The 25,622-nt window shown below is 64.8% G+C and carries 26 protein-coding genes and 2 pseudogenes; 12 read left to right on the top strand and 16 right to left on the bottom strand.

The features are described from left to right. Positions 1 to 124: 124 nt before the first annotated feature. The 7 genes from G3N64_RS03165 to G3N64_RS03195 all read right to left on the bottom strand — a co-directional run bounded on the left by G3N64_RS03165 (position 125) and on the right by G3N64_RS03195 (position 7,134). A complete protein-coding gene (locus G3N64_RS03165) occupies positions 125 to 916 on the bottom strand; it encodes an aspartate/glutamate racemase family protein (RefSeq protein WP_205782346.1) in 792 nt (263 codons plus the stop codon). A 10-nt stretch (positions 917 to 926) separates the two neighbouring features. Beyond that, entirely contained in the window at positions 927 to 2,411 is a 1,485-nt protein-coding gene (locus tag G3N64_RS03170) for an NCS1 family nucleobase:cation symporter-1 (RefSeq protein ID WP_205782348.1), read from the bottom strand. A gap of 149 nt (positions 2,412 to 2,560) precedes the next feature. Next, complete coding sequence (locus G3N64_RS03175) at positions 2,561 to 3,265, bottom strand: GntR family transcriptional regulator (protein WP_205782350.1); 705 nt, start codon at positions 3,263 to 3,265, stop codon at positions 2,561 to 2,563. A 319-nt stretch (positions 3,266 to 3,584) separates the two neighbouring features. Next, entirely contained in the window at positions 3,585 to 4,523 is a 939-nt protein-coding gene (ldcA, locus tag G3N64_RS03180) for a muramoyltetrapeptide carboxypeptidase (RefSeq protein ID WP_205782352.1), read from the bottom strand. A 111-nt stretch (positions 4,524 to 4,634) separates the two neighbouring features. Next, entirely contained in the window at positions 4,635 to 5,231 is a 597-nt protein-coding gene (gene tadA / locus G3N64_RS03185; protein ID WP_205782354.1) for a tRNA adenosine(34) deaminase TadA, read from the bottom strand. Next, on the bottom strand, positions 5,228 to 5,629 hold the full coding sequence (locus G3N64_RS03190; RefSeq protein ID WP_012328731.1) for a DnaJ family domain-containing protein: 402 nt from the start codon (positions 5,627 to 5,629) through the stop codon (positions 5,228 to 5,230). The genes tadA and G3N64_RS03190 overlap by 4 nt, the downstream gene beginning before the upstream one ends. 281 nt (positions 5,630 to 5,910) lie before the next feature. Further along, positions 5,911 to 7,134 (bottom strand): MFS transporter, encoded by a 1,224-nt coding sequence (locus tag G3N64_RS03195; RefSeq protein ID WP_205782356.1) that lies wholly within the window; start codon positions 7,132 to 7,134, stop codon positions 5,911 to 5,913. A 323-nt stretch (positions 7,135 to 7,457) separates the two neighbouring features. On the opposite strand from G3N64_RS03195, the gene G3N64_RS03200 reads away from it, so the two are divergent. From G3N64_RS03200 to G3N64_RS03235, 8 genes and pseudogenes are all read left to right on the top strand, one after another. Further along, positions 7,458 to 8,228: a GntR family transcriptional regulator gene (locus G3N64_RS03200; RefSeq protein WP_205782358.1), complete on the top strand. Its 771-nt coding sequence runs from the start codon at positions 7,458 to 7,460 to the stop codon at positions 8,226 to 8,228. Beyond that, entirely contained in the window at positions 8,225 to 9,964 is a 1,740-nt protein-coding gene (locus G3N64_RS03205) for a fumarate reductase/succinate dehydrogenase flavoprotein subunit (RefSeq protein ID WP_205782360.1), read from the top strand. The genes G3N64_RS03200 and G3N64_RS03205 overlap by 4 nt, the downstream gene beginning before the upstream one ends. A gap of 11 nt (positions 9,965 to 9,975) precedes the next feature. Further along, positions 9,976 to 10,221 carry a ferredoxin family protein gene (locus G3N64_RS03210; RefSeq protein WP_205782362.1) on the top strand — a complete coding sequence of 82 codons (246 nt, stop codon included), beginning with the start codon at positions 9,976 to 9,978 and terminating at the stop codon, positions 10,219 to 10,221. A 31-nt stretch (positions 10,222 to 10,252) separates the two neighbouring features. After that, a complete protein-coding gene (locus tag G3N64_RS03215) occupies positions 10,253 to 11,248 on the top strand; it encodes a HEAT repeat domain-containing protein (protein WP_205782364.1) in 996 nt (331 codons plus the stop codon). Next, a complete protein-coding gene (locus G3N64_RS03220; RefSeq protein WP_205782366.1) occupies positions 11,245 to 11,532 on the top strand; it encodes a DUF971 domain-containing protein in 288 nt (95 codons plus the stop codon). The genes G3N64_RS03215 and G3N64_RS03220 overlap by 4 nt, the downstream gene beginning before the upstream one ends. Positions 11,533 to 11,629: 97 nt before the next feature. Beyond that, positions 11,630 to 12,514, top strand: coding sequence for an NAD(P)-dependent oxidoreductase (locus G3N64_RS03225; RefSeq protein ID WP_205782367.1), 885 nt, complete (start codon positions 11,630 to 11,632; stop codon positions 12,512 to 12,514). A gap of 99 nt (positions 12,515 to 12,613) precedes the next feature. Then, positions 12,614 to 12,721 (top strand): annotated as a pseudogene (locus tag G3N64_RS03230) (ADP-ribose pyrophosphatase); the annotation flags it as partial. A 110-nt stretch (positions 12,722 to 12,831) separates the two neighbouring features. Further along, positions 12,832 to 13,299 carry an acetyltransferase gene (locus G3N64_RS03235; RefSeq protein ID WP_205782403.1) on the top strand — a complete coding sequence of 156 codons (468 nt, stop codon included), beginning with the start codon at positions 12,832 to 12,834 and terminating at the stop codon, positions 13,297 to 13,299. Positions 13,300 to 13,449: 150 nt separating this feature from the next. On the opposite strand, the gene G3N64_RS03240 is transcribed toward G3N64_RS03235, so the two are convergent. Next, positions 13,450 to 16,152 (bottom strand): AAA domain-containing protein, encoded by a 2,703-nt coding sequence (locus tag G3N64_RS03240; RefSeq protein ID WP_205782368.1) that lies wholly within the window; start codon positions 16,150 to 16,152, stop codon positions 13,450 to 13,452. A gap of 387 nt (positions 16,153 to 16,539) precedes the next feature. Between G3N64_RS03240 and G3N64_RS03245 the strand changes: the two genes are divergently transcribed. Both G3N64_RS03245 and G3N64_RS03250 read left to right on the top strand, forming a co-directional pair. Continuing rightward, positions 16,540 to 16,698, top strand: coding sequence for a hypothetical protein (locus G3N64_RS03245; protein ID WP_241020743.1), 159 nt, complete (start codon positions 16,540 to 16,542; stop codon positions 16,696 to 16,698). Positions 16,699 to 17,001: 303 nt separating this feature from the next. Further along, complete coding sequence (locus G3N64_RS03250) at positions 17,002 to 17,619, top strand: 3'-5' exonuclease (protein WP_205782404.1); 618 nt, start codon at positions 17,002 to 17,004, stop codon at positions 17,617 to 17,619. Positions 17,620 to 17,800: 181 nt separating this feature from the next. On the opposite strand, the gene G3N64_RS03255 is transcribed toward G3N64_RS03250, so the two are convergent. The 7 genes and pseudogenes from G3N64_RS03255 to G3N64_RS03285 all read right to left on the bottom strand — a co-directional run bounded on the left by G3N64_RS03255 (position 17,801) and on the right by G3N64_RS03285 (position 22,086). Beyond that, on the bottom strand, positions 17,801 to 18,094 hold the full coding sequence (locus G3N64_RS03255; protein WP_205782369.1) for a hypothetical protein: 294 nt from the start codon (positions 18,092 to 18,094) through the stop codon (positions 17,801 to 17,803). A 407-nt stretch (positions 18,095 to 18,501) separates the two neighbouring features. Further along, positions 18,502 to 18,792: pseudogene (locus tag G3N64_RS03260) on the bottom strand (IS481 family transposase); the annotation flags it as partial. 12 nt (positions 18,793 to 18,804) lie between these two features. Then, positions 18,805 to 19,716: an anti-sigma factor gene (locus G3N64_RS03265; RefSeq protein ID WP_205782370.1), complete on the bottom strand. Its 912-nt coding sequence runs from the start codon at positions 19,714 to 19,716 to the stop codon at positions 18,805 to 18,807. After that, entirely contained in the window at positions 19,713 to 20,261 is a 549-nt protein-coding gene (locus G3N64_RS03270) for an RNA polymerase sigma factor (RefSeq protein ID WP_205782371.1), read from the bottom strand. Before G3N64_RS03270 ends, G3N64_RS03265 begins: the two co-directional genes overlap by 4 nt. Positions 20,262 to 20,449: 188 nt before the next feature. Then, on the bottom strand, positions 20,450 to 21,295 hold the full coding sequence (locus tag G3N64_RS03275) for a CPBP family intramembrane glutamic endopeptidase (RefSeq protein WP_205782372.1): 846 nt from the start codon (positions 21,293 to 21,295) through the stop codon (positions 20,450 to 20,452). Positions 21,296 to 21,352: 57 nt separating this feature from the next. Then, positions 21,353 to 21,769, bottom strand: a complete 417-nt coding sequence (locus G3N64_RS03280; RefSeq protein WP_205782373.1) for an organic hydroperoxide resistance protein — start codon at positions 21,767 to 21,769, stop codon at positions 21,353 to 21,355. 71 nt (positions 21,770 to 21,840) lie between these two features. Continuing rightward, positions 21,841 to 22,086, bottom strand: a complete 246-nt coding sequence (locus G3N64_RS03285; protein WP_205782374.1) for a DUF4148 domain-containing protein — start codon at positions 22,084 to 22,086, stop codon at positions 21,841 to 21,843. Between the two features lie 325 nt (positions 22,087 to 22,411). Here G3N64_RS03285 and G3N64_RS03290 point away from each other — a divergent pair, with 325 nt between their 5' ends. Together G3N64_RS03290 and G3N64_RS03295 are read left to right on the top strand one after the other, a co-directional pair. Next, complete coding sequence (locus G3N64_RS03290; protein WP_205782375.1) at positions 22,412 to 22,858, top strand: cupin domain-containing protein; 447 nt, start codon at positions 22,412 to 22,414, stop codon at positions 22,856 to 22,858. Between the two features lie 203 nt (positions 22,859 to 23,061). Next, positions 23,062 to 24,216, top strand: a complete 1,155-nt coding sequence (locus tag G3N64_RS03295; protein ID WP_241020744.1) for a condensation domain-containing protein — start codon at positions 23,062 to 23,064, stop codon at positions 24,214 to 24,216. Positions 24,217 to 24,280: 64 nt separating this feature from the next. Here G3N64_RS03295 and G3N64_RS03300 read toward each other — a convergent pair whose 3' ends face one another. Beyond that, positions 24,281 to 25,474 carry an MFS transporter gene (locus G3N64_RS03300; protein ID WP_205782377.1) on the bottom strand — a complete coding sequence of 398 codons (1,194 nt, stop codon included), beginning with the start codon at positions 25,472 to 25,474 and terminating at the stop codon, positions 24,281 to 24,283. Positions 25,475 to 25,622 lie beyond the last annotated feature (148 nt).

Genomic DNA, 25,622 nt, shown 5'->3' on the forward strand with positions numbered 1-25,622 from the left:
GCTGAAATAATGGGTTCGCATCGACCGCGCGGGGCCGGAGGCCGGCTGCGCAAGCCGATGCGATGACGGCCCAGTGTAGCGAAAACGCCCATACGCGCCCATACAGCGGCGCAGATAGTGCGTGTCAGACGGTGTGTATGTGCGGTTGCGGCAAATTCGGCACCGGTTCCGCCTGATCCCCGTCCGGCGGGCTGAAGCGGGCGAACGCGCCGTCGTAGCGCTTCGGCAGCGGCCGCGCGTAATCGCCGCGCTTCGCGGTCGCGAGGCGCAGCGCAACGAGCGCCTCGGCCCACTTGACGGCCGCCGTGACGCCCTCGACCACCGGCGCGCCGATCTGCTGCTCGATCTCGTGCGCGAACTCGGCCATCCCGGCGCAGCCGAGCACGATCGCGTCGGCGCCGTCCTCGTCGAGCGCGCGCCGGCATTCGTCGACGATGATCCGGCGCGCGGCCGAGCCCGGCCGGTCGAGCTCGAGCACGGCGACGTCGGTCGCGCGCACGTTGCGGCAGAACCGTTTCATCCCGTAGCGCTCCGCGAGGTGCCACGCCATCCCGCAGGTGCGCGCGAGCGTCGTGACGACCGAGAAGCCCGGCGCGAGCACGCTCGCCGCATGCATCGCGGCCTCGGCGATGCCGATCACCGGCCCGCGCGCGAGCTCGCGCGCTGCGTAGAGGCCCGGATCGCCGAAGCACGCGATCACGTACGCGTCGCAGCCGTCGCGCTCGCCCTGCGCGATCTCGGCCAGCAGCCCCGGTGTCGCGAGCGCCTCGTCGTAATACCCTTCGATCGACGGCGGCCCCATCGGCGGGCTCACCGCCACGATCTCCGTGCCGGCGGCCGCGACCTCGCGCGCGCAGCGGCCCATCGCGTCGGTCATCCGCCGGGTCGTATTCGGATTGATCAGTCGGATCTTCATCGCACGCTCCTCAGGCCTTCGCGCTCACGAGCAGCCGGTAGAACACGAAGCCGAGCCCCGCGCCGATAAACCACGAGAAGTTCGCGACGCCCTGCCAGCCCGGCACCATCACGCACACGATCGCGATCACCGCGGCCGGCAGGAGCGCGGCGAGCGCACGGCGATTCACGCCGCCCGTGTACCAGTACGTGCCGCTTTCCGACATCGTGTACAGGTCGTCGCGCACGAGCCGGCCGCGCTTGACGAGGTAGAAGTCCGCGATCAGCACGCCGTACAGCGGACCGATGAACGCGCCGAGTATGTCGAGCGTGTAGTGGATCACGGCCGGGTTGTTGAACAGGTTCCACGGCGTGATGAAGATCGACGCGACGGCCGCGAGCATCCCGCCCGCGCGCCAGCTGATCAGCCGCGGCGCGACGTTCGAGAAGTCGAACGCGGGCGACACGAAGTTCGCGACGATGTTGATGCCGATCGTCGCGATCGTGAACGTCAGCGCGCCGAGGATCACCGCGGTCGGATGGTCGATGCGGCCGACCGTCTCGACGGGATCGGTGATGAGTTCGCCGAACACCGGCAGCGTCGCGGCCGTCGTGATCACCGTGACGAGCGAGAACGCGAGGAAGTTGACGGGCAGCCCCCAGAAATTGCCGCGCTTCACTTCGCCGAACGAGCGGCAGTAGCGCGAAAAATCGCCGAAGTTCAGCATCGGCCCGGAGAAGTACGACACGACGAGCGACACGGCCGTGATCATCACCGGAATCACTTCCGCCCCGTGATACTTGACGCCGCCGAGGTTGATGCCGATGTTGCGCCAGCCCGCGCGCCACACCATGTAGCCGGCGAGGATGAACATCACGACGTAGACGGCCGGCCCCGCGAAGTCGATGAACTTCTTGATCGTCTCCATCCCGTTCCAGAACACGAACGCCTGGAGCACCCACAGCAGCATGAAGCCCGCCCAGCCGACCGCCGACAGCCCGAGGAAGCCATAGCGATGCACATCCGCGTAAGGCAGCCATTGCGGGAAGAATTTCAGCACGACGATCACGAGCGCGCTCGACGCGAGATAGGTCTGGATGCCGTACCACGCGATCGCGATCAGCCCGCGGATCACGGCCGGCACGTTCGCGCCGAGCACGCCGAACGTCGCGCGGCACGCGACCGGGTACGGCACGCCGATCTGCTGGCTCGGCCGCGCGATCAGGTTGCACAGCAGGTTCACGATGCCGATCCCGACAATCAGCGCGATCAGCACCTGCCAGCTCGTCAACCCGAGCGCGAACAGGCTGCCCGCGAACACGTAGCCGCCGACGCTGTGCACGTCCGACATCCAGAACGCGAAGATATTGTATGAACCCCATGTCTGATTTTTAAGGGGTGCCAAATCTTCGTTGTACAGACGTTCGCTGTAACCATTCGGCAGTGTCGGGTCGCCGCCCTCGCCGCCTTCTTCCGCCGGATAAGCGCTGTCGTGCGCCACACTGAACTGAGCCATGACTTCTCCTTGACGCGGCCGCATGGCCGCTCCACCGTCATCGATATCGCTCCGGGTCGACGCCCGGAGTCGGACCAGCGGCCCGCGGCAAACACCGCGGGCCTGCATTTCGCTCGTTCTGTGGCGCGCGGCCGGGTTCGCGTCGCCGCTCAGGCGCCGCCGAACACTTCGCGCAAATCGACCTGCCCTTGTGCGGGCCGGTCCAGCATCTTCAGTTCGACATGCTGCAGGTGGTGCGCCATCAGCGTCACCGCCCGCTTCGGATCGCCCGCCTCCAGCGCGGCGAGGATCTCGTCGTGGTCGTCGCACGAGCACGGGCTGCGCCCGTGCGATTCGTACAGCGCCGACATCAGCGTCGAGCGTGCGACCAGCCCGTCGAGGCACTCGCTGAGCGTCGCATTGCCCATCAGCGTGGCAAGCGCCGTATGGAATTCGCCCGACAGGCGGATCCAGGCCGCGAAGTCGTGCCGCTCGAACGCCTTGCGTTCCTTGTCGATCAGCGCGGCGACCCCTTTCAGCCGCTTCGCGCCGGGCCCGGTCGCGAGCCGCTCGACCACGGCGAGCTCGATGATCCGGCGCATCTCGAACACCTCGTGCACGTCCTGCAGCGTCGGGCTCGCGACGAACGCCCCACGGTTCGGCTCGAGATCGACCAGCTTGTCGGTCGCGAGCTGCGCGAGCGCCTGGCGGATCGTCCCCCGCTTCACGTTGAACACGTCGCAGAGCTGCGCCTCCGTCAGCTTCGCGCCGGGCGCGAGCCGATGCTCGAGGATCGCCGTGCGGATCCGCTCGGCGATCGCTTCGGGGCTGGCTGCGCCGGACGGGTGGGATTCGGGCTCGTTCATGATCGGCATCGTGTGATGATCCTCATCCTAGGGCGGACATAAAGATTGTCAACAATTCTTTTCCGGCATTGCGCACAATTGGCGTGCATCGGTGTGACCTCGTTCGGTGCACGATGCGTCGAATCCATGCACGACAAGGTTCGGAAGTACGACAGAGGCGCTTCTCGTCGTATACCCTCCCGGTCATTTTGTTGACAAAACTGGTGCAAAAATCCGCGCCGACGCTGCGGGTGTCGACGAAAATTCTTGACCGTTAGTTGCGTATTTGCATAAAGAAAAAGGCGGGGTCAGTTCACACGTGCCCGCCTTTCGATCGATCGCTCCCGCCTCAGCCAAGGTGCGGATAGTCCGACAGCGTGAGCCGGAAGCCATGCGCATTCGCGACCAGTTGCGCCTGCGCGCCGAACGGCAGCGTCAGCAGGTCGGGCACATGGCCGAACTGGAGCCCCGTGACGACCGGAATCCCGACCACCGCACGCACCTGGTCGATCATCGCCTGCATGTCGTAGCCGTTGTCGTACTCGAACGGCCGCGCGCCGGTGAACTGGCCGAGCACGAGCGCCTGCTGGCGCGCGAGCAGCCCCGACAGGTGCAATTGATAGATCATCCGTTCGATCCGGAACGGCTGCTCGTTGACGTCCTCGATGAACAGGATGCCCCCTTCGATGTCGGGCATGTACGGCGTGCCGACGAGCGACGTGAGGATCGCGAGGTTGCCGCCCCACAGCGTGCCCGTCACGTTCACGCTCTGCACCTGCGGCGCGTCGGCGACGATCGTCGTGCTCGGCTGCGTCAGCGTCTGCCAGAAGTGCTGCATCGTGAAATCGCTCGGCGTTTCCGCGCCGAAGTCGGCGGACAGCATCGGGCCGCCGAACGTCTTGATGCGCGCCTTCGCGTACAGCGCGAGCTGGAGTGCCGTGAAATCGCTGTGGCCGACGAGCGCGACCGGCTGGTCGCGCAGCCGGCGTTCGAGCCCGCGATAGTCGAGCCCGTGCAGGATACGCGCGGCGCCGTAGCCGCCGCGCACCGCGAGCGCGATGTCCGGCAGCGGCCGCTCGGGATCGGCAAGACGGTTCAGGTCGCCTGCCCGCTCGCCGTCGGTGCCGCCGAACCGCTGGAAGCGCCGCTGCGTCGCCTCGATGTTCTCGATGCGGTGCTGCGCGGTGCTGAGGCGCTCGAGCGCGCGATTGATCGCGTCGGGGTCGTGCGGATAGCCGGACGGCGCAAGCAGGCGGATGGTGTAGGACGCGGCGGGCTGGAAGGACATGGCGAAGAAAGGTGTCGGGTCGTCAAACCTGCTTAGAGGGTCCGAACCGTCTCCGGTTCACGAAGCCGGGCGCGCCCGGTTCTTGGCGGGCGACGGGCGCGGCGGGCGCGCCTATGACGCGCCGGATTCGGCGTCGCGGGCCAGCCGTGCTTCGCGCAGCGCGCGACGGCGCTCGGCGAAGAACGACTTCAGCGCGGCGCCGCACTCGTCGGCGAGCACGCCGCCGGTCACTTCGGTATGGTGGTTCAGCTGCGGATTCGCGAACGCGTCGATCACGCTGCCGCACGCGCCCGTCTTCGGATCGGCGGCGCCGTAGACGACCCGCGCGATGCGCGCATGCATGATCGCGCCCGCGCACATCAGGCACGGCTCGAGCGTCACGTACAGCTCGCAGCCGGGCATCCGGTAATTCTGCAGTTGCTGTGCGGCCATCCGCAGCGCGGCCATCTCCGCATGGGCCGACGGGTCGTGCCCGCCGATCGGATGGTTGAAGCCGCGCGCGATCACTTCGTCGCCACGCACAAGCACCGCCCCGACCGGCACTTCCCCGGCTGCGCGCGCCTCTTCGGCGGCGGCCTGCGCGAGACGCATGAAATGCAGGTCGCGCGCCGATACGGGCGCAGCTTCGGGAACGGGAGAATCGGCGGCGGGCTCGGCCGCCGGGGCGGCTGCCGACCGGGCTGCGTCGTGCAGCGCGTCGGACGTCACATCGGCCCCGCTTCAGCGGGCGCTTCGTCGAGCCCGCGCTCGCACAGGCGCTCTGCGATGCGCCGGCAGTAGTCGCGCGGCATCACCATCGGGCCGCCGCGCAGCGATTCGAGCGCCATGTCGAGCGCGAGGATCTTCGCCTGCAGCCGGCACCGCGCGGCACGGTCGCTGACCGCCTGCACTTCGTCATGCAGGTTGCGCAGCGCGCGCAATTGCTCGACGGCCGGCGGCACGAAGCCCGCGTTCTTCAGGATACGGTTGGCCACCCGCACCTCCTCGGGTACGAGCAGGTCGTCATCCAGCGCCTGCGGCGCGCCGGTACCCGGCAAATCGTCGAACTCGCCCCGCGCAGCGGCGGCGGCAATACGTTGTTCGACCAGGGCGTCAAGCAATCTCATCAGTCAATCGGAACAATGCGGCAGGCCGAATTCTAGCAGGGTGACGCGGGTATGACAGGCCCTTCGAATACATGCTCGATATTGTGCTTTTTAGGGGCCGAATCGTGGCGCATGCGCGCCGATCGGCATCATTTGCCGCTCCGCTGCGCTGCAGCGGGCTGCGGGCTGTCCGGACACCCTCGAACGCACGCGGTGTCGGGCCCTGTTTTTTGTCTGCAACGACGCGCGCCAGGTCGCGCCGATCCGGCAAAACGGAAAGCCGCCCCGCTTCCGTCGCGGGGTCACGCGGCCGCCGTTTCCGGTCGCGCTTTCGCGAACGGGCGGAACATCATCGCCATCAGGAACGCGCCGACGCCGATCGCGAACGAACCGACGTACAGCCAGCCATAGCTGCCGAACGTATCGACGATCAGGCCGCCGGCCACGGGGCCTGCGGCCATCCCGAGGCTGCCGGCCATCGCGCAGCCGCCGATCACGGTGCCCATCATCCGCAGCGGGAAGTTCTCGCGCGCGAGCACCGAATACAGCGGCATCACGCCCGCATAGATGAAGCCGAACAAGGTCGCGACCGCATAGAACCCGTCGAGCGTGCGCACGAAGTCGTACCCGAGCGCGCCGAGCGCCTGTGCAAGCAGCCCGGCCACCAGCATGCGCTTCGCGCCGATGCGGTCGCCCAGGATCCCGAACGCGATCCGGCCACCCATGCCGGCGAGCCCTTCGACGCTGTAGATCGACACCGCGACGATCAGCGGGATCCCGCACGTCACCGCGTAGCTGACCGTATGGAAGATCGGGCCCGAATGCGTCGCGCAACAGAAGAAGTTGGTCAGCAGCAGCACGATGAACTGCGGCGAGCGCAGCGCATCCGCGACCGACATTGCCGCGGGTGCGCCGGCGGGCGCAGGCGCCGCGTGCACATGCGCGGTTGCATGATCGAGCGCGGGCGCCCGTCGCACCAGCAGCGACACCGGAATCATCACGACAGCCGCCAGTGCCGCAATCAGCAGCATCGACGCACGCCAGTCGCGCACCGACACGAGCCACGCGGCCAGCGGGGCCATCGTCATCGGCGCCATCCCCATGCCGGCCGACACGAGCGACACCGCGAGGCTGCGGTGCGTGTCGAACCAGCCCGTCACGCACGCCATCATCGGCGCGAATATCGCGGCCGTCGCACCGCCGACGGCGAGGCCGAAAGTCAGCTGGAACGCGAGCAGCGACGGCGCGCGGCTCGCCAGCGCCAGGCTTGCCGACAGCAGGACGGCGCCCGTCATGACGACCGGGCGCGTGCCGATACGGTCCGACAGGCTGCCCCACGCCATGCTCGCAAAGGCCATCGCGATGAAGCCGAGCGTCATCGCGCCGGAAATGCCGGTCATCGACCAGCCCGTGTCGCGCGCGATCGCGCGCAGGAACACCGGCAGCGAAAACATCGCGCCGATCGCGATGCAGCCCATCAGGCCGCCCGCGGCGACGATGACCCAGCGATATCGGGAGTCCTGCATGGGGTGCCTCGTTTGCGTGACGGCGATCCTCGGGAACCGGGTGCCACCTGCGTGGCGCAATGCCCGGTCGACATGGATACGACGGACGACGGATCGGGAAATCGACATGCGCGGCACATGCGCCGGCAAATTTTTTATTGTCGTCCGACCCGCTCCACCCGTAACGGGTGGGCCAGGCCGACACCACGAGCCGGATCGTCGGTTCGGTCCGCCCGCTGCCGCCACGCTTTTCCGGAATCGGAAAGTCGAAATCAGAAATAGTTGGTTTGGACGCGCGACCGCGCTGACTACACTCCAGCGATCTTGTCATAACAAGTTGACCGATGACCTCCCCCAACGTCGTGCCGCTGTCTGCGGCCCCGCTCTACGTGCAGATCAAGGACACGCTGCGCGCACGCATTCTCGACGGCACCTATGCACCGCACAGCCGGATGCCTTCCGAGCACGAACTCTGCGCGATGTTCGACGTCAGCCGCATCACGGTGCGCCAGGCGCTCGGCGACCTGCAGAAGGAAGGACTGCTGTTCAAGCTGCACGGGAAGGGCACCTTCGTGTCGAAGCCGAAGGCGTTCCAGAACGTGACATCGCTGCAGGGCTTCGCCGAGGCGATGTCGTCGATGGGCTACGAGATCGTCAACCAGGTGCGCAGCTTCCGCACCGTCAAGGCCGACCGCCATCTCGCGACGAAGCTGAACGTGCCCGAAGGCGCGCCGCTCGTCGAGATTCACCGCGTGCGGCTGCTGAATCGCGAACCCGTGTCGCTCGAACAGACCTGGGTGCCCGAAGCGCTCGGCAAGCGCCTCGCGGGCGCCGACCTCGCGACCCGCGACATTTTCCTCGTCCTGGAAAACGACTGCGGCATCGCGCTCGGCCATGCCGACGTGTCGATCGACGCAATCCTCGCCGACGATGAGATCGTCGATGCGCTGCACGTCGAGGAAAGCAGCCCCGTGCTGCGCATCGAGCGCCTCACGCATGACGCGTCGGGCGCACCGATCGACTACGAAACCCTCTACTTCCGCGGCGACGCCTTCCAGTACCGGCTGCGCATCGACCGGCAGAAGCCGCGCAAACCTGCAAGGAAACAACGATGACTACCCACGTGCTCGAATACGACATCGTCGTGGTCGGCGGCGGCACCGCCGGCCCGATGGCGGCGATCAAGGCGAAGGAGCGCGACCCGTCCCTGCGCGTGCTGCTGCTCGAGAAAGCCAACGTGAAGCGCAGCGGCGCGATCTCGATGGGAATGGACGGCCTGAACAATGCGGTGATCCCCGGGCATGCGACGCCCGAGCAGTACACGCGCGAGATCACGATCGCCAACGACGGGATCGTCGACCAGGAAGCCGTGTACGCGTATGCGACGCACAGCTTCGCGACGATCGAGCAGCTCGACCGCTGGGGCGTGAAGTTCGAGAAGGACGGCACCGGCGACTACGCGGTGAAGAAGGTCCATCACATGGGCTCGTACGTGCTGCCGATGCCGGAAGGACACGACATCAAGAAGGTGCTGTACCGGCAGCTGAAGCGCGCACGCATCGCGATCACGAACCGGATCGTCGCGACGCGCGTGCTGACCGACGTGCAGAGCCGCGCGAGCGGCGTGCTCGGCTTCGACTGCCGCACCGCCGAGTTTCACGTAATCCGCGCGAAGGCCGTGATTCTCTGCTGCGGTGCGGCCGGCCGCCTCGGCCTGCCGGCCTCGGGCTACCTGATGGGCACGTACGAGAACCCGACCAACGCAGGCGACGGCTACGCGATGGCCTATCACGCCGGTGCCGCGCTCGCGAATCTCGAATGCTTCCAGATCAACCCGCTGATCAAGGACTACAACGGCCCCGCGTGCGCGTACGTGACGGGCCCGCTCGGCGGTTTCACCGCGAACGGCAAGGGCGAACGCTTCATCGAATGCGATTACTGGAGCGGCCAGATGATGTGGGAGTTCTACCAGGAACTGCAAAGCGGCAACGGTCCCGTGTTCCTGAAGCTAGACCATCTAGCCGAAGAAACGATCCAGACCATCGAGCAGATCCTGCATACGAACGAGCGGCCGAGCCGTGGCCGCTTCCATGCGGGGCGCGGCACCGATTACCGCAGCCAGATGGTCGAGATGCACATCTCCGAGATCGGCTTCTGCAGCGGCCACAGCGCATCCGGCGTGTACGTGAACGCACGCGCGGAGACGACCGTGCCCGGGCTCTACGCGGCCGGCGACATGGCGGCCGTCCCGCACAACTACATGCTCGGCGCCTTTACGTACGGCTGGTTTGCCGGGCAGAACGCAGCCGACTACGTGGCCGGCCGCGAACATGCGCCCGTGGACGACGAACAGGTCGCCGCCGAACGCGCGCGCGTACTTGCCCCGCTGCTGCGCGAGCGCGGCCTGGCACCGGCGCAGGTCGAATACAAGCTGCGCCGCATGGTGAACGACTATCTGCAACCGCCGAAGGCGACGCGCAAGATGGAAATCGGGCTGCAACGCTTTGACGCCATTACCGAGGATATCGAAGAGATCAAGGCAAACCATCCGCATGAACTGATGCGCGCCGCCGAGGTGCGCGCGATTCGCGACTGCGCGGAAATGGCCGCGCGCGCATCGCTGTTCCGCACCGAGAGCCGCTGGGGGCTGTACCACCATCGCGTCGACTTTCCGCATCGCAACGACGCCGAATGGTTCTGCCACACCTGGCTGCGCAAGGGCGCCGACGGTGCGATGCGCAGCGAGAAGCGGCCGGTCGAACCGTATCTCGTGCCGATTGCCGACGACGATCGCGGCGCTTACACGAATCTGCGTATCCGCGAACCGGCCTCGCTCGCGGCCGCCCTCTGAGGAGCCTTACCGTGTCCCATACTCCGCACGACATCTTCCAGCGCAGCAGCGCACCCGTCACGATCGACGAGGCCCTGTGCATCGCCGACAAGGGCTGCACCGTCTGCGTCGACGTGTGCCCGCTCGACCTGCTCGCGATCGACGTGACCAAGGGCAAGGCGTACATGCAGTTCGACGAATGCTGGTACTGCATGCCGTGCGAGCGCGACTGCCCGACCGGCGCCGTCAAGGTCGACATCCCTTACCTGCTGCGCTGACCGCGTCCCTCAACGCTCTTTCCCGTCGCCCATGACCGACTCCTCCTTCGCTGCCGCGCTGCCCCGCGCACACGCCCCCGACGAAGCCGCACTCGTCGCCCGCCTCGCCGCGCCCGATGCCGCCGTGCGCCGCGTCGCACTGTTCGAACTCGCCGATCTCGAGAACCCAGCGTTCGTGCCCGCGTTCGTCGCTGCACTGCGCGACGATCCGTCGGCCGACGTGCGCGGCGAAGCCGCCCGCGTGCTCGGCGCGTGGGAGCAGCCCGATGTCGTCGACGCACTGTGCGGCGCGCTGCTCGATCCGTGCGACGACGTGCGCGCTGCCGCGGCGCAGAGCCTGTCGGAACTGAAGGATGCCGCATCGGGCGCCGTGCTGTGTCGATGGGCCGACCGGCCCGAACCTGACGTGCGCCGTGCCGTACTGCGCGGATTGCGCGAGTTGCGCGACCCCGACGCGTTCGCGCCCGCGCTGAACGCGCTCGCTGCCGAACACGCTGCCGTGCGCGCCGAAGCCGTGGCGGTGCTCGGCTGGCTCAAGGATCCGCGTGCGCTGCCGCCGCTCGCGCGCATCGCGACGACCGATGCCGCAGCGGACGTACGGCGCGTCGCGGTCGGCGCGATCGGGTTCGCGTCACCCGACGATGCGTCCACCATCCACGCGCTGTTCGCCGCGCTGCGCGACCGCGAATGGCAGGTGCGCGAGGAAGCGGCCACGACGCTCGGCAAGCTGCGCGTCGCGACCGCGCGCGAACCGCTCGTCGCTGCGCTCGACGACGACTACTGGCAGGTGCGCTTGCGCGCCGCGCGCGCGCTCGGGCAACTGCGCGATGCGGCCGCGGCGCCGGCCGTCGTCGCGCTGCTCTCGCACACGATCAGCAACCTGCGCAAGGAAGCCGCGCGCGCGCTCGGCGAATTGCGCGACCGCGCGACGTTGCCCGCGCTGACCCATGCGCTGGAAGATCACGATCCGGAAGTACGCAAGGCCGTGCGGATCGCGATCCGGCAAATCGACGAGGCGTCGCAATGATCTCCCCGACCGAAATCGCACTCGATCACCCGGCGCGCACGCTGACCCTCCGCTGGCCGGACGGCCACACGCAACGCATCGGCTATACCCAGCTGCGCAGCGATTGCCCGTGTGCGGAATGCCGGAGAATCCGGCTCGACGGCGGTCGTGTCGATGCACGGCCCGACCTGACGCTCGACAACGTCGAAGCAGCCGGCTACGGCATCCGCGCGGTGTTCGGCGACGGTCACGCGCGCGGCATCTATCCGTGGCCGTATCTGGCGGACATGTCGGTGCGGCCGTGACGGGGCTCCCGCGGGTGCGCGGACGACATGGCAGGCGTACGGAAACGCTGCGATACTGACGCCCACGATCGTCTCCCTCCACCGTGAGAGCCAGAACATGCAAACCGCAGTCGGATTCGTCGGCCTCGGCGTGATGGGCACGCCGATGGCGCTCAATCTTGCGCGGGCCGGCACACCGCTCGTCGCGTGGAGCCGGTCGCACGGCAGCGACGATGCGCTGCGTGACGCCGGCGCGCGCGTGGCTGAACACATCGACGACGTGTTCGCAGCCTGCCGCACCGTGATCCTGATGCTCGCGAACGACACGGCGATCGACGCCGTCCTCGCGCGCGGCACGCCCGGTTTCGCCGCCCGTGTCGGCGGGCACACCATCGTGAACATGGGCACGAACGCGCCCGAGTATTCGCGCACACTCGCCGATGACATCGCTGCCGCGTCGGGCCGTTACGTCGAATCGCCCGTGTCGGGGTCGCGCAAGCCGGCCGAGGCCGGTCAACTCGTCGTGATGCTTGCCGGCGCGCCGGAAGACGTCGACGCCGCTCGCGCGCTCGTGAAGCCGCTGTGCCGCGACAGCTTCGTGTGCGGCGACGTACCGTCGGCGCTGACGATGAAGCTCGCCGTGAACCTGTTCCTGATCACGATGGTCACCGGCCTGACCGAAGCCACGCACTTCGCGCAACGCCACGGCATCGATCTCGCCCGCTTCGCCGACGTGCTGAACGCAGGCCCGATGACGAGCGACGTGTCGCGCGTGAAACTCGGCAAGCTCGTCGCCGCGGATTTCTCGGTGCAGGCTGCAATCACCGACGTGCTGAAGAACGCGCGCCTCGTCGCCGAATCCGCGCGCGGCATCGGCATCGCGTCGCCGCTGCTCGACATCTGCCATGCGCTGTACGGCGAGACCGAGCGGGCCGGACATGGCGCGGACGACATGGTCGCCGTGATCCGCGCAATCGAGCGGCGCACCGACGACGCACGATGAATCGTCGCCGGCCGCCCCACCCACTCGAACGCGCCCGCGCGTAGATCCATCATGTCCGATTCACCCCGCTCCCCGACCGGCGTCACTTCCTCCGTCCGGCTCGACCGCGACGATTTGCCGATGAGCGCGGGCGTTCTCGACGTCGCGCGACGAGCGATCGAGCGCGCTGCGGAAGTTGGCGACGCACGCCGTCCGACCTATACCTGAACTGGAACACCGCCGTCTTGCCCGCTTCCCTTGCGAGCGGCCCGATCGGGGCCATGACGGTGCCGGCTACCCGCCGAACTTCAAATTACAAATCAAAGATGGGCCAAACCATGATCAGAATTCGCAAGTCCACCCAGGCCGACGGCGCACGCGTGCTGGATATCTGGCGCAACGCGGTCGACGCCACGCATCACTTCCTGAGCGACGACGACCGTCGCGCGATCGAATCCGAAGTCGTCGCGTTCCTGCCCGGTGCCCCGCTCGATCTCGCCGTCGACGAGTTCGACCGCGCGATCGGCTTCATGCTGCTCGACGGCAGTCGCATGGAAGCGCTGTTCGTCGATCCCGCTCACCATGGCGCGGGTGTCGGGCGCCTGCTCGTGGAAGATGCGCTCAGGCGTCATCCCGACCTGTCGACCGACGTCAACGAACAGAACGAAGCGGCGGCGGGATTCTATGAACGGCTCGGCTTCGAGCGCTGCGGGCGATCGGCGCTCGATGGACAAGGGCGGGCCTATCCGCTGATTCATCTGCGCTATCGTGCTGCGCCTCAGCGCAACGCGCAAGAAGGCTCGTAGCTGCGTTTCGTGCGGCGACGCGACTCGTTTACGACCGTCTTGACAGATTCCGGCATCGCCGTTTGAGCAATCGCCCCGCGTCACGCGCAGCCACGAGTCGCAGCCTGCCAAAAACCTTGCCACACACGCTGAACACGGCGACACGCCCCATCAAGCAGTTTCAGTGCCACTCGCCCACTGAGCCAAAAACGCCGTGATCTTTTCTTCGATGTGACTCTCAACAGTCTGCAATCGGAGCAAGGGGATCTCGCTTTTCTTCAAAATGCTGTCTTTGAGCGCATCCCGCTCGATTTGCTGCGCCATGCCGTGCGATCCGCCATCGACTTCGATCACGCCCAACGGCGTTTTCCCCACCTTGAAATACAGCACAAAATCGCAACTGGCACGATTTCTCATGAAATCCCGCTCCCGCGGCGTCAGTGTGCGGTTGGTCAAGGAGACCAACTGATTCATGGCAATCTGCGAGTGAAACGTCATCGCCCGATACGCGTCGCCGGACAGTACCTCACGCAGTATCTGTGCCACGATCTGCTCCGACTTGTATCGAGAATCGCTTGGACGCAGCCTGGCGTTGAGCCGCTCAAGTGATGCATCGTATTCCTTGTAGAGCAGGTCGAAGGCTGACACTACCGGGGCTCGATGGACCTGCTTTTCGTCCGCGTAGTACTCGATATAACGGATCAACGCAGCGATATGTCCGTTGCGTGCCGCAAAGACATCATCCCCCGTCACCAACGTGAATTTGCGCTTCGCTCTCGATACCGCCACATTGACCAGGTGCGGATCATCGACGAAACCCAAGCCTTTCTGGCTCCAGTACTTCTTGTCCAGCACGGTGGAAAAGACGATCTCGTCGCACTCCCTGCCCTGAAACTTGTGTACCGTGTCCTTGACGAAATCGGCCGGCAATTGCGTGCGGGAGAGCGCGACCTGTGCATTGTACGGGGCTATGAAGCCCCTGCGGTGCTCGCCGTCCCAGTCGCTTTCGCCATCCCATTTGAGCGTCTCAAGCAGAGAATCCAGCTCGCGTCGATTCGCATTGTTTCGAGTGTGATTTCCCTTGGCCGTAACGAGCAGCTTCAGCGAATTTTCACCCGCGTCTTGCGTCATCGGCACGAGTTGGTTGTCGTAAAACTGCTGATTGCAAAACTGGATGATTCTGGGGTGGCACCGATAATGCTCCTTCAGAAGCGTTATCGGTATCGAATCCTTGAACACGCCGACGCACGAATCGAGCAGGCTGTATTTGTCGCAGTCATAGAACTCGCCAGGCGCGCCAATACCAAGCTTCTCCGGAATATGCGGCAGCTGCTTTCGGTCGCCGACGATGATCAGGTTCCGGGCGCAGCCCAGTGCCAGTATCCCGGGGACGATGTCTTGCTGCGATGCCTCGTCGATGATCACATAGTCGAGAATCGCACCGCCGACAGAGTTGACAATGGAGTGCGTGCCGCTACCGACAATCGGAAAACGCCGCACGAACGCATCGAAATCTCTCCTGTAATTTTTTGCATCGAACGACTCCTGCCGCAGGATGTGCTGATAAAGATGGCGCTTGAGATGGGCCATCGACCCTGTGACCAGCTCATCCAGCAATGCGTCGAAATTGCCACGTACCAGCGCTTCGCGATGGGCTTCCAATGCCGATTTTTTCTCCTGCAATGCCCTTTCATAATAGTGCTTCTGCAGCGCATAGATCACTGATTTGCGCTTTTCCCAATCATCGAACGGTTTCGCCCGCAGGATTTTGAAATTGAGCAGGAGTTCGAGTCTATCCTTGAGCCGGATACGGCTCTCGGCAAGATAGGACAAGTAAGCCATCAGGTCCGACGATTTTCGTGGGGACAGTTTGTACCTATCCAGGGAAACCGGCATCGCCACCGAGTTCTCGCGCTGCCATTCCAGCAGGTAGTTCAGCTCTACGGTCAATTCATCGACCTCGGCCTGCAGTCGCGCCACGGTATTCTGAGCATGCAGATGCTGCTTCAGCGTCTGCAGAACGGCTTGAATCTGTTCCATGGCAGGCGCAGGTGCAGGAGGCTCCAGCGGCACGACGGGAACATCGCCGAAGAAGTCCTCGCGATTCGCCGCCCGCCCGAGCTTGGCAACAACATAGTCCAGCCCGGCCTTATCCAGTTTTTCATAAACGTTTTCAACAGCGGCGTTGTTATTGGACAGGACAGCGACCGTGCCTCCCTGCAACAGGATATTGGCCAGGATGTTCAGGATCGTTTGCGTCTTCCCGGTGCCGGGCGGCCCTTCTATCAGGCTGATTTGCGAGGTGAAGGCCTGCTCCACGGCCTTGAGCTGACTCTCGTTGACGCCAAAGGGGTAAATAAAGCTTCGCCCTTGCGCCCGCCGCTGGTGCTGTGCTGTGCAATATGCGTGCAACACCGTGTCTTCGTAAGGCGTCACCTTCTCCAACTGGCGCAGCACATTGTCGGCAATAGGCTTGCTCTCCGGGCTTGCTTGCTCTGCCCGGGCCTTTGCCACGTCGACGAAATAGCGAAATATCGGTTCGTCCTTGATGTTGGTCGCGGGGGTGAGCGCGATATCATGCGCGTTTCTGACGTATATCTTTCGCGTCCCCGGGTAATGGATGGCCGCATATTTCCCGCCATAGATCACCACCTTGTCGACGACGCGGAATACCGTGCCCCCTTTCTTTGACAGAAGCTGGCCTTGCACGACCTTGGTGGGTTCAATTCTGCAATTGCGGAGCGGACTATGAAAAGACTTGCCGGACGGGAAATGGCAAGTCAACATCAACTCCTCATCATCGGTACCCCACCATATTTTCCAGTCGCTGATTTGCCTGGTTCTGTCTTCGTCGTTTACCCAGATGGAAACCATATAATCCTTATGCATGTTTTATGAAACGCATAAAAATTCAGATTTTTCATTCTAAACGACACTTAGCCACAACGATCCATCAATAGACACGACACCCAACAGTTCAGGTTATTCATGAAGATAAATTAAACGGCATCGATAGTCCGTTATTCGAGAATAGCGGAGCCCACAAACGGCCAGATGCTATCTCAAGGAGACCGGTAGACCGCATCGACATCGCCCCACAGCCGAATCATCGCCTATCGGCCGTCGCCCAGCACGACTCCGATTCATCGCCGGATTGCACATCGCGAACGGCTCAGTTTCTCAAATCGTCGGAGCGCTGTCCGTCAACGACATATCGAAGCCCCGCGCGCATCGCACCGCTAAGCGCGTCGACGCGCAAATATGCTCCAGGCGGCTGGCAACATCGCGACCGCGGGCGGATGCCTTGCGTCGCTCTATCTGACGGGATGGCTGGTGGAATCGATGTTCGATGCGGACAAACGGCGCGAGACGCTCCTGCCGTGCTGCCTGCCGGGCAACGAGAGATTGACGAAGACCTGATCGAGTTCAGCATCAGGCAGCGTGCTGGACAAACCACGGGCCCGATCCGGATGGTCGAAGACGAAAACGGGCTTGCGGCACGACACGCGGACCAACGGACTGCCGATAGCCGGCTGCCAGCCCCCTGTTGCATCGCCGTGCGTGCTGCCGAGCCAACGGCGGATCGGGACGCATTCGCGGGCGGACCGGCGTTCGCCGCACGGGGAGGGTCGTTTCCCGGGCTGAACGACTCTGTCGCGGGGCTGAAGATGCTAACCTCTCGGCCACTCTAAACGACACCGCGTGAAGCAACAGGATTCGACCATGCAAACCGTTGCGGTACTGGACTTCGAAACAACCGGACTTTCGCCGAATATGGGTGATCGTGCGACCGAAATCGCCGTCATCCTGCTCCGGGACGGACAAGTCGTCGACCGTTTCCAGAGCCTGATGAATGCAGGCAGACGCATACCGTCCGATGTCGTCGCGCTGACCGGCATCACAAACGAAATGATCGCATCGGCTCCCCCGGCGTCGACAGTCATGAAGGAAGCCGCAGCGTTCGTCGGCAAGCATGCGGTCGTCGCCCACAACGCCGGTTTCGACAAACGGTTCTGGCAGGCAGAACTCGGGCTGCTCGGCATGTCGGCCGAGCATGCCTTTGCGTGCACGATGCTGGTGGCGCGACGCATTTACCCTGACGCGCTGAGTCATCGCCTGTCGAGCCTGGCAGACATGCTGCGGTTGCCGAAATCGGGACGTGCGCACCGGGCGATGGTCGATGCCGAGATGGCCAGCCATCTGTGGTGCCGGTTGCAGCAGGACATTGCGCGGGCGTACGGACTAAATCGTATCGATCACGCGCTCATGACGCGCGTCCAGGCAACGGCGAAGGTGAAAGTGCCGATGTACCTGCGTTCGCTCGTGGGCTCGCACGCGTGAGAATCCGACGCGCGATGGCGCTGACTTGCGCAATCCGATTACGAAAAACGGCTTGGCAAGCTGCCAGGCCGTTTTCTTGTCGCAACAGTCTTCCGGTGATGCCGAATACAAGGCAACGGCAGGACGGCCATTTTGTGGCCGCCCACGACGCTGGCCGACTGAGCCGCGACTTGTTTTCGTGCTATGCAAGGCCGATAAGGAGCACTTTGAGGGTACCGCCGTGGTTGAGGTCTCCCAGATAGGCTACGACCTTCTGCTTCTGTCCAAGCGCTGTGACTGCGTTTCCAATCTGGATCAGCAACGCCGTGTTCGAGGCATTCACTGCAAACGAATTCCCGCCCTCGTTATTGAGCATGAAAGGAAGGGTATCGTGATTGTCCCAATAGCCCAGCTGGATTGACTCGACGTCCACGCGTTTCAAATCGTCCGCCTGCTCCGCGAACTTCTGAACTTCGCTGAAATTTTCGTTCGACATGACAATTTCTCCTGATGCGAGTTGAAAGAAGCCGAAAACCGGTGTCGTATAGTCCGAATCCGGCTTGTGCGAGTTACACATCGATAACGTTCATCACCATCTCCGCGGCGGCTTGGGCCAGCCATCCGCGAAGCGCACCTGCCAGGAAGAAATTAGGTCGAGCGCGCGGAGCAATCAATTACACTCGATTACAGTCGCGGCGAAATCGGGGGGAGCAGCACGTCGATTGCCGACTTCTCCGTCACGCGGGCCTCGCAGATACGCCACACACGGACGCTGTTCCAAACCCGCGCCTTTTGCGCGACGACGGGTTGCAGGTACCGATTGGGGACGGCATCGTGCAGTCGATGAGCGGAGCCGCCGGTTGCACGGTCTTGTGCAGCCGTTCGACGATCCCGTTGGTTTGCGGGCGACTGGGCCTTCGCTCGGGCCGGGTCGATGTCCTCCAAGGCCAGATGCAGCGCGTATTCGTGACGCTCGGGGCTACCGCAGTATTCGGTGCCGCGGTTTGTCGGCACGCGTAGCACCGGAATGCCGAATCCGTCGAAGAACGGAACAACGCGATCGTTGCGCAGGTCCGCCGCCGGCAAAGGTGTCTTGCGATCGTAGCGCTTGGCGAACGCAACCTTCGAGCAGGCATCGACGAACGTTTGCCGGTAGACACGGCCGACGCCCTTGAGGCCGCCGACATGGAACGTAGCCGCGAACCCTCAGCTCGCGATCGCCGGGCCGGCCTGCTGCAGCTGACCGAGCATTTCTTCCATGCCGTTGTCGGCGATCCGCTTGCCGATCGCGTCGAGGTCGGTGTCGCCGGGCGCGGCAATCAGCGCATAGGTGACACTGGCACGGCGCCAGGTCACGACATCCATGCTGCCGACCTGTTGTCGGGCGAGCTTCGTGTCGGGCCGTTCGTCCTTCATCACGCACAGCGCCACGGGCAAGCCTTTTTCGGGGAGGTAGACGATCTCCACCAGCGGCTTGTGATTGAAATTCAGCCACTGTATGCGTTTGAATGTCAGCCCGACCGAGCGCAGGTCCGGAATGCGGATCCGCAGCCCGTCGTCGCGGCGAATGTTGTCAACCCTATGCGCCGCGGCCGCGAGATTCGACGAATCGAAAGCAACGGTGTCGCGCGTATAGAGCCGCTGATAGTTCACGGCCGCCATGATCCACGGGGACATCTGCGTCTGCGCGGTCATCAGCGCATCCTGCGGCGCGAAGTGCAGGATGGCACCGCAGCAGAACGCTCCCGCGACGAAAGCGGCCGCGAGCCACGGCACCATCATGCGAACGCGCGAGCGAATCGGCGCGGACGACGGCGCGCGTGCGTCCGGCTGCGACGCCGGCGCATCCCCCCGACGCGCGCCGCCGACCGCGGACCGCGCCAAAGGCCCGGCATACGCCTGCGCGATTTCAGCGACCTTGCTGGCCAGCCTCTGCGGCAGCGGCGGCCCTTCCTGACGCTGGAACGCATACCGATAGGGCAACACCGATGCTTCGAACAGGGCAACCCGCCTGGCGATGTCGGCCGACGTGCCGATCGCCCTATCGACTTCCTCGCGCTCGTGCGACGTGAGTTCGCCATCCACGTATGCCATGAGCAGGATGTCGTCCATTTTCATGCCCCCTGATCCTCACGCTGCGCTGCGCCTTTCATGGCTCGTTCCTTTCCATCGCCGAACAGGGCGCCGATCGTCTGGCGGGCACGCGAAAGCCGGCTCATGATCGTCCCGATGGGTACGCCGAGCGCCTCGGCCGCTTCGCCATAGCTGAGCCCCTCCACGGCGACCAGCAACATGACCACGCGCTGCGCTTCGGGCAGCTGCTGCACCGCCCTGACGATCTGCGCGTCCAGCGCCTGCTGTTCCAGTGTCGGCGCGGCGGGATCGGCGACGGTTTCGAGCAGGTCGTCGTCCCAGTCCACGCCCGAGCGCCGACGCACGCTGCGTGCGCGAAGCTCGTTGAGCCACGTGGATTGCACGATCGAGAACATCCAGCTGAGCGGCGCGGTTCCCGGTCGTAGCTGATGCGCTCGTTCGAGTGCACGAACGCACGCGCCCTGCACGAGATCCTCGGCGTCGTGCCGGTCGCCGGAGATTCGCAGCGCGAAGGTCCAGAGGCGCGGCAGCATCGCGGGGAGCATGGCGGACAGTTCGGCTGCGGTCATCTACGTCGATCCTCCCGCGGTGCGACCAAGCCGACGTTGACGAACTGCAGTATCTGACATGTCTCTTTGGGTTTAGGCGAAATCAAGCGGGCAACAGCCCTGCAGTCCACGTAAACAGCTGGACGGCGCAGATATTCCATCCGCCGTCGCGTATTGCCCGGGCCCTCGTGGCCAGGGAGCGCGTTCGCTCAAGCCCGGGCGATGAATGGATAGGTCAGCAAGCCGAACTGCACCAGGTTGACGCCGAAGTGCGCGAGCACGGCCGATTGCAGACCGCCGGCGCGATAGGCGAGCCCGTAACCGATGCCTGACAGGCCGGCCAGCAGAACCAGCAGCGCGCCGCCCTGGTAATGCGCAAGGCCGAACAGCACGGCGCCTGCGACAAGCGCCAGCCAGCCGGCATTCGGTTGCGCACGCATCAACCGCGTCGCGCCCGCCTGGATATAGCCGCGGAAAAACGCTTCTTCCGCGAACGCGACCAGCAGCAGGTTGTCGAGCACCCACAGCCATGCGAAATGCGGCCACTTCGGCGCCCACGCAATCAACCCGGCCCACCAGGCAATCGAGAAGCAGACCGCCGATGTCGCCGCGCACGCGACGACCGCCGCGATCACCCGTGCCGACAGCGGCTTCTCCGGCAGAACCCATGGGTAGACCAGCACCAGCCAGAACGCGATCGGCGGCTTGTCGAAGTTGAGATACATCGTGTACGGCGCCGCATCCGGCGTCAGACGTGCCGCATGAATCACCCTGAGATTGTCGAAACCCGGCAGCCAATGCTGAAACAGACCGACCGCAATGACGCAGAAGACGACGTTGCACAAAACCTTGCCGGCGAACGGCAGATTCCGCTGCAACAGCACGCCGGTGCCGACCAGCAGCGCGATCGGCACGAGCGCGATCGGCTGCAACTGCCGCGACGCGAACGCGATCGCATAACCGGTCGCGAGCAGGATCAGCGTCAGCCCGCGCGGCATCCTCGAGATCGCCGTCAGTGCGGCAAGAAAAATCGCACACCACGTCAATGCGGTCATGGCACCTTCCGGAGCGTTGTCAACAGGTCGCCGATCGCATCGAGCGCCGCATGCGTATCAGACCACCGTGACGACCACGTCGATGTTGCCGCGCGTCGCCTTCGAATACGGACACGTCTGGTGCGCCGCGTCGACCAGCGCCTGTGCGACGTCGGCGTCGACGCCCGGCACGGTGACGTTCAGCCGTGCCTGCAGGAAGTACGCGCCGTCGTTCATGGCCAGATCGATCTGCGCATCGACATGCGTGTCGCGCGGCAGCGAGACCTTCAGCTTTTGCGCGGCCAGACCCATCGCGCCGATGAAGCATGCCGACCAGCCCGCGGCCAGCAACTGCTCGGGATTCGTGCCGGGCGCGGCCGAGCCCGGCGCGGAGAGCTTCACATCCAGGCGACCATCCGTGCTGTGCGCGGCGCCATCGCGGCCGCCGGTGGTGCGAACTTCGCCGGTGTACAGAATTTTCGTTTCGTGGTGCATGAGCGGTACCGTGTTGAACGGGGTGGATGAATGACGATGCCGAAAACCGGCATCGCGTCGGCAGCAGGCAATCAACTGCCTCGATAGAGCTTGTCGAGCGCCGCAAGCTGACCGTCTTTCTCTGCCTGCACCAGTTCCGCGCGAACCTGGGCGCGCGTCTTGCCCTTCGGCGCCTTGACGCCCGTCGCCCATTGGCTCGCTTGCCCGACGGCCTGGTCGTTGACGCTCGTGTCGACGGGGCTGCTTGCAAAAGCGGAAGTGGTGGCTGCAACGGCGGCGCACGCCGCGAAAACCAAAGCGATCGTCTTTACTTTCATGTCGTTCTCCTGGATAAATTCGGTTGCCGCGAATCTGTCCGGGCGCCCGGCGGTCGCTGATCTCGCGAAGCCGGCTCGAGCGTCCTGATCGGATTCGATCGGTGAGATGCATTAAATCCAGATCACGTATCTGACGTGTGTCTCGAGAAATAGCTTTTGCAAGGCCATGTATCCAGACCGGTTTCATACACATTGAGAAACAAATCTGCCGTCTCGTTTTCGATCGATCGCGAAACGAAGGCGGGTTTTTCCGACAAAATGGCGCCACGACAGCGCGTTCACCCTTTACGTCGCTGCCACGAAAAAACCGAAGGAGAGATAGCCGATGTCCAGATACGCCCTCGCAGCGCTGCTGTCGTTCAGCGTCATGACTGCGGTCGACGCGCACGCCGAAACGATCAAGCCGATCAAGGCGTCGAGGTCCGACCTTGCCGGTGCGATATTCAATCGCGCCGATGCCGTGAAAAAAGACGAAGGCGGCGAAACGAGCGCGGACGTCGCGACGTTCACGTCGACCGACAACGCTTACCAGACCGGCGTGTATCGATCCGGCCCGTCGCATGAGGAAATCAAGGGGCCGCACGGGCTGCCGTACAACGAGTTCCTGTACTTTCTTTCAGGCAGCGTGAAGCTGACGTCGTCGGACGGTTCGGTGATGCTCGTGAAGACCGGCGAGGCCGTCACCCTTCCGAGGGGATGGACGGGGCATTTCGACACGCCGGGCTATACGAAGCTCTATGTGACCTACAACCCCGACGACAGGAAAAAATAGTCCGGCACATGTCGAGCAATCCGGCCATGGCGGAATAGCGCACCCTCCTCGATTGTTCTGTTGAGGCAGACCATCACTTCGGGAGTCAGACGGTGCGGAATCAATCGCAGGAAATCGACGACAATCAGCGGCTCGTGCGGGCACTCGGGAGCACGGAACACCTGTTCTGGCTGCTCGACCAGAATCGGCCGACGCACTTCGCGATGGTCGCCGAGATCGACCGGCGCTTTGCGCCGGACGCATGGCACGCGGCGTTTCAGGCGCTGCAGCACAGGCATCCGCTGCTATCGACCTGCATCGCCGTCGACGCGCAACAGCATTCAGGCTTCTATCGCGTGACTGACGCCGCGGTGCCGTTGCGCGTGCTCGAGCAAGACCCGACTGCGTGGCAGGCGGAAGCGGCCCGCGAAATCGCCACGCGCTTCGACTGGTCCGCGGCGCCGCTGCTGCGCGCGACCTTGCTGCAAGACGAACGCAGCTCGACGCTGATTCTGGTTGCACATCATTCCGTGGTCGACGGCATGGGCAGTGCATCGCTGATCGACGATCTGTTGCGCATACTGTCGGGCGAGCGGCTGGCACCGCTGCCGTTAGTGCCGTCGCTGGAGACCGTGCTCGAGACCGATCTGACCCACGCCGCCGTCTTGCCGGCCCCCTCGCCGGCGCCCTCGCCGGCGCCCGCGCCCAAGCCATTTCGTCCGGACGCCGCGCAAGCGCCGCATGTCGACGCCATTGCGCTTTCCGCGGACGTGACCCGCCGGCTCGTGGTGCGCGCACGTGCCGAGCAAACCACCGTGCACGGCGCGATTGCCGCGGCCGTTCACGAAGCCGGCCGGCGTCTGTCCAGCGCGTGGACCGAACGCGCGTTGAGAACCGTCACGCCGATCGACCTGCGCGGTCTCTCCAACGACGCGCGTGTCGCCGCCGGCGTCTACATCACGCAGACCGTCACGGTCGACGATCACCCGCGCGGTACGGACGTGTGGACCGCCGCCCGCAAGATCAAACAGGATCTTGCCCCGTCGCAAGCGCGCGCGAGCGTGGCGGCGGAACTGAAGGCACTGGATGCCGCGATGTCCGCGCGGCCGAGCGTCGAGCACGCGGCCGGGTTTCTATCGGCCGTGCTGGCCTTCGACGTCATGGTGTCGAATCTGGGCAATCAGCCGATTGCTTGCGCGTACGACGGCGTGTCCCTCAAGGCGCTGTGGGGCCCCATCGTGACGTCGGGCTTCGCCGACGACCAGATCATCGGCGCGTGCACGATCGATGGCGTGCTACGTCTCACGCATACGAGCCATGGCCCAATTCGCGGACTGCTCGAAGAAGTCCGCGCAATTCTCCAGGAAGCCGTGAGCTGACCGTCGGAGGCTGCCCGTCGCGCGTCGCAGCGGCAGAGGGATTCCGGAACACCGGCGCGTGCCTTCAGCACGCCACCGTCAATTCCCGCTTGCGGTGCTCGACGATCGAGAGAAGCAGTGCCGCCACGCCGCATGCCGCGATCAGTATCAACAGCATCGTCTTGCCCATGCTCACCAGCACCATGCTGCCGAGCGCGGGGAATCCGAATACGCCGACGAAATACGACGCCACGAACCACGTCAGCACGGCGTGCCGGTGCCGCGCATCGGCACTGTTGACGGCCTGCGCCTGAACGATCGGATAGACGAGGCCATACCCGGTGCCGAGCAGCACGGCGCTGGCCGAATGAAGCAGCGCGTTGTGCGGCACGGCGAACGTCACGGCGACGCTCAGGATCATGAAGCCGAGCAGGATCTGCGTCGTCGCGCTGACGCGGATCTGAATCACGACCGCACCGAGCAGCCCGCGGATGACGACCACCGTGGCGGAATACAGACCGAAAAACGTTCCGGCCTTCACGCCGGGGCCTTGCGCCATCGACATCTGGAACGTCATCAACCCCGAGAAGACGCTCGAGCCGAGCGCGATGATCGCGATCGGATAGATCGCATGCGTGCGGGCGATCGCGCGTAGCTCGCGTACCCAGCGATCCCGCATCGGCGGCGCAACGGCATGCGACGCAGGCGAGAGGCGTCCGAAACATTCCAGCATCACCGCAGCCGTCACGCACAGCCCGCCGACGGTGAAGAACACCGCGCCCGTCGTCCAGTGCCAATTGCGAATCGCGAGTGCCGCAACTGCGGGACCGCCGCCGACGCCGGCCATCTGAAACGACCCGAACCGCAGGAACCAGCGTTCACGTTCGATATCGGCCGTGCGCTCCGCGAGCGTCATCGGCGCCGCGAGGCAGAACCCGCCCCAACCGATGCCGACCAGCAATCCGGGCACGCCGCTCAGCGAGCCGGTGCGCCCGATCAGCGCGAAGCCGACGACGCCTGCGCCGACGACCAGCGCCGCCAGCGCGGTCGCCCGCGCGGCGCCGATCCGGTGCGCGCACCACGCGACCAGCGGCAGGCCGATCAACGCACCGATCATCGCTTCGGCCAGTGCGGCCCCCGTGTCGATGTCGCTTCCGCCCGCCAGATGGAAATGCATCGACAACAGAAATGTCGCGCCGTAGCCGCATGCCGTCAGCAGCGCGCCGAGCAGCACGAACGAGGCGACGCGCGGCGACATCGTGCGTGGATCGACCATCATGCTTCCCCTTGTTTCAAGACGCCTGTCGATTCGGGCGGCGGCGCGAAAAGCTCGCCGCTCAGGGCCATCGCGATATGATCCGCACAATCCGTCATCGAAGAAATGAACTGTTCCGATGATGCGCCGCATACGTTCGTATAGGCGCAGA

It is taken from the genome of Burkholderia sp. Ac-20344 (genome assembly GCF_017104975.1).
In the GTDB taxonomy this organism is placed as follows: Bacteria; Pseudomonadota; Gammaproteobacteria; order Burkholderiales; family Burkholderiaceae; genus Burkholderia.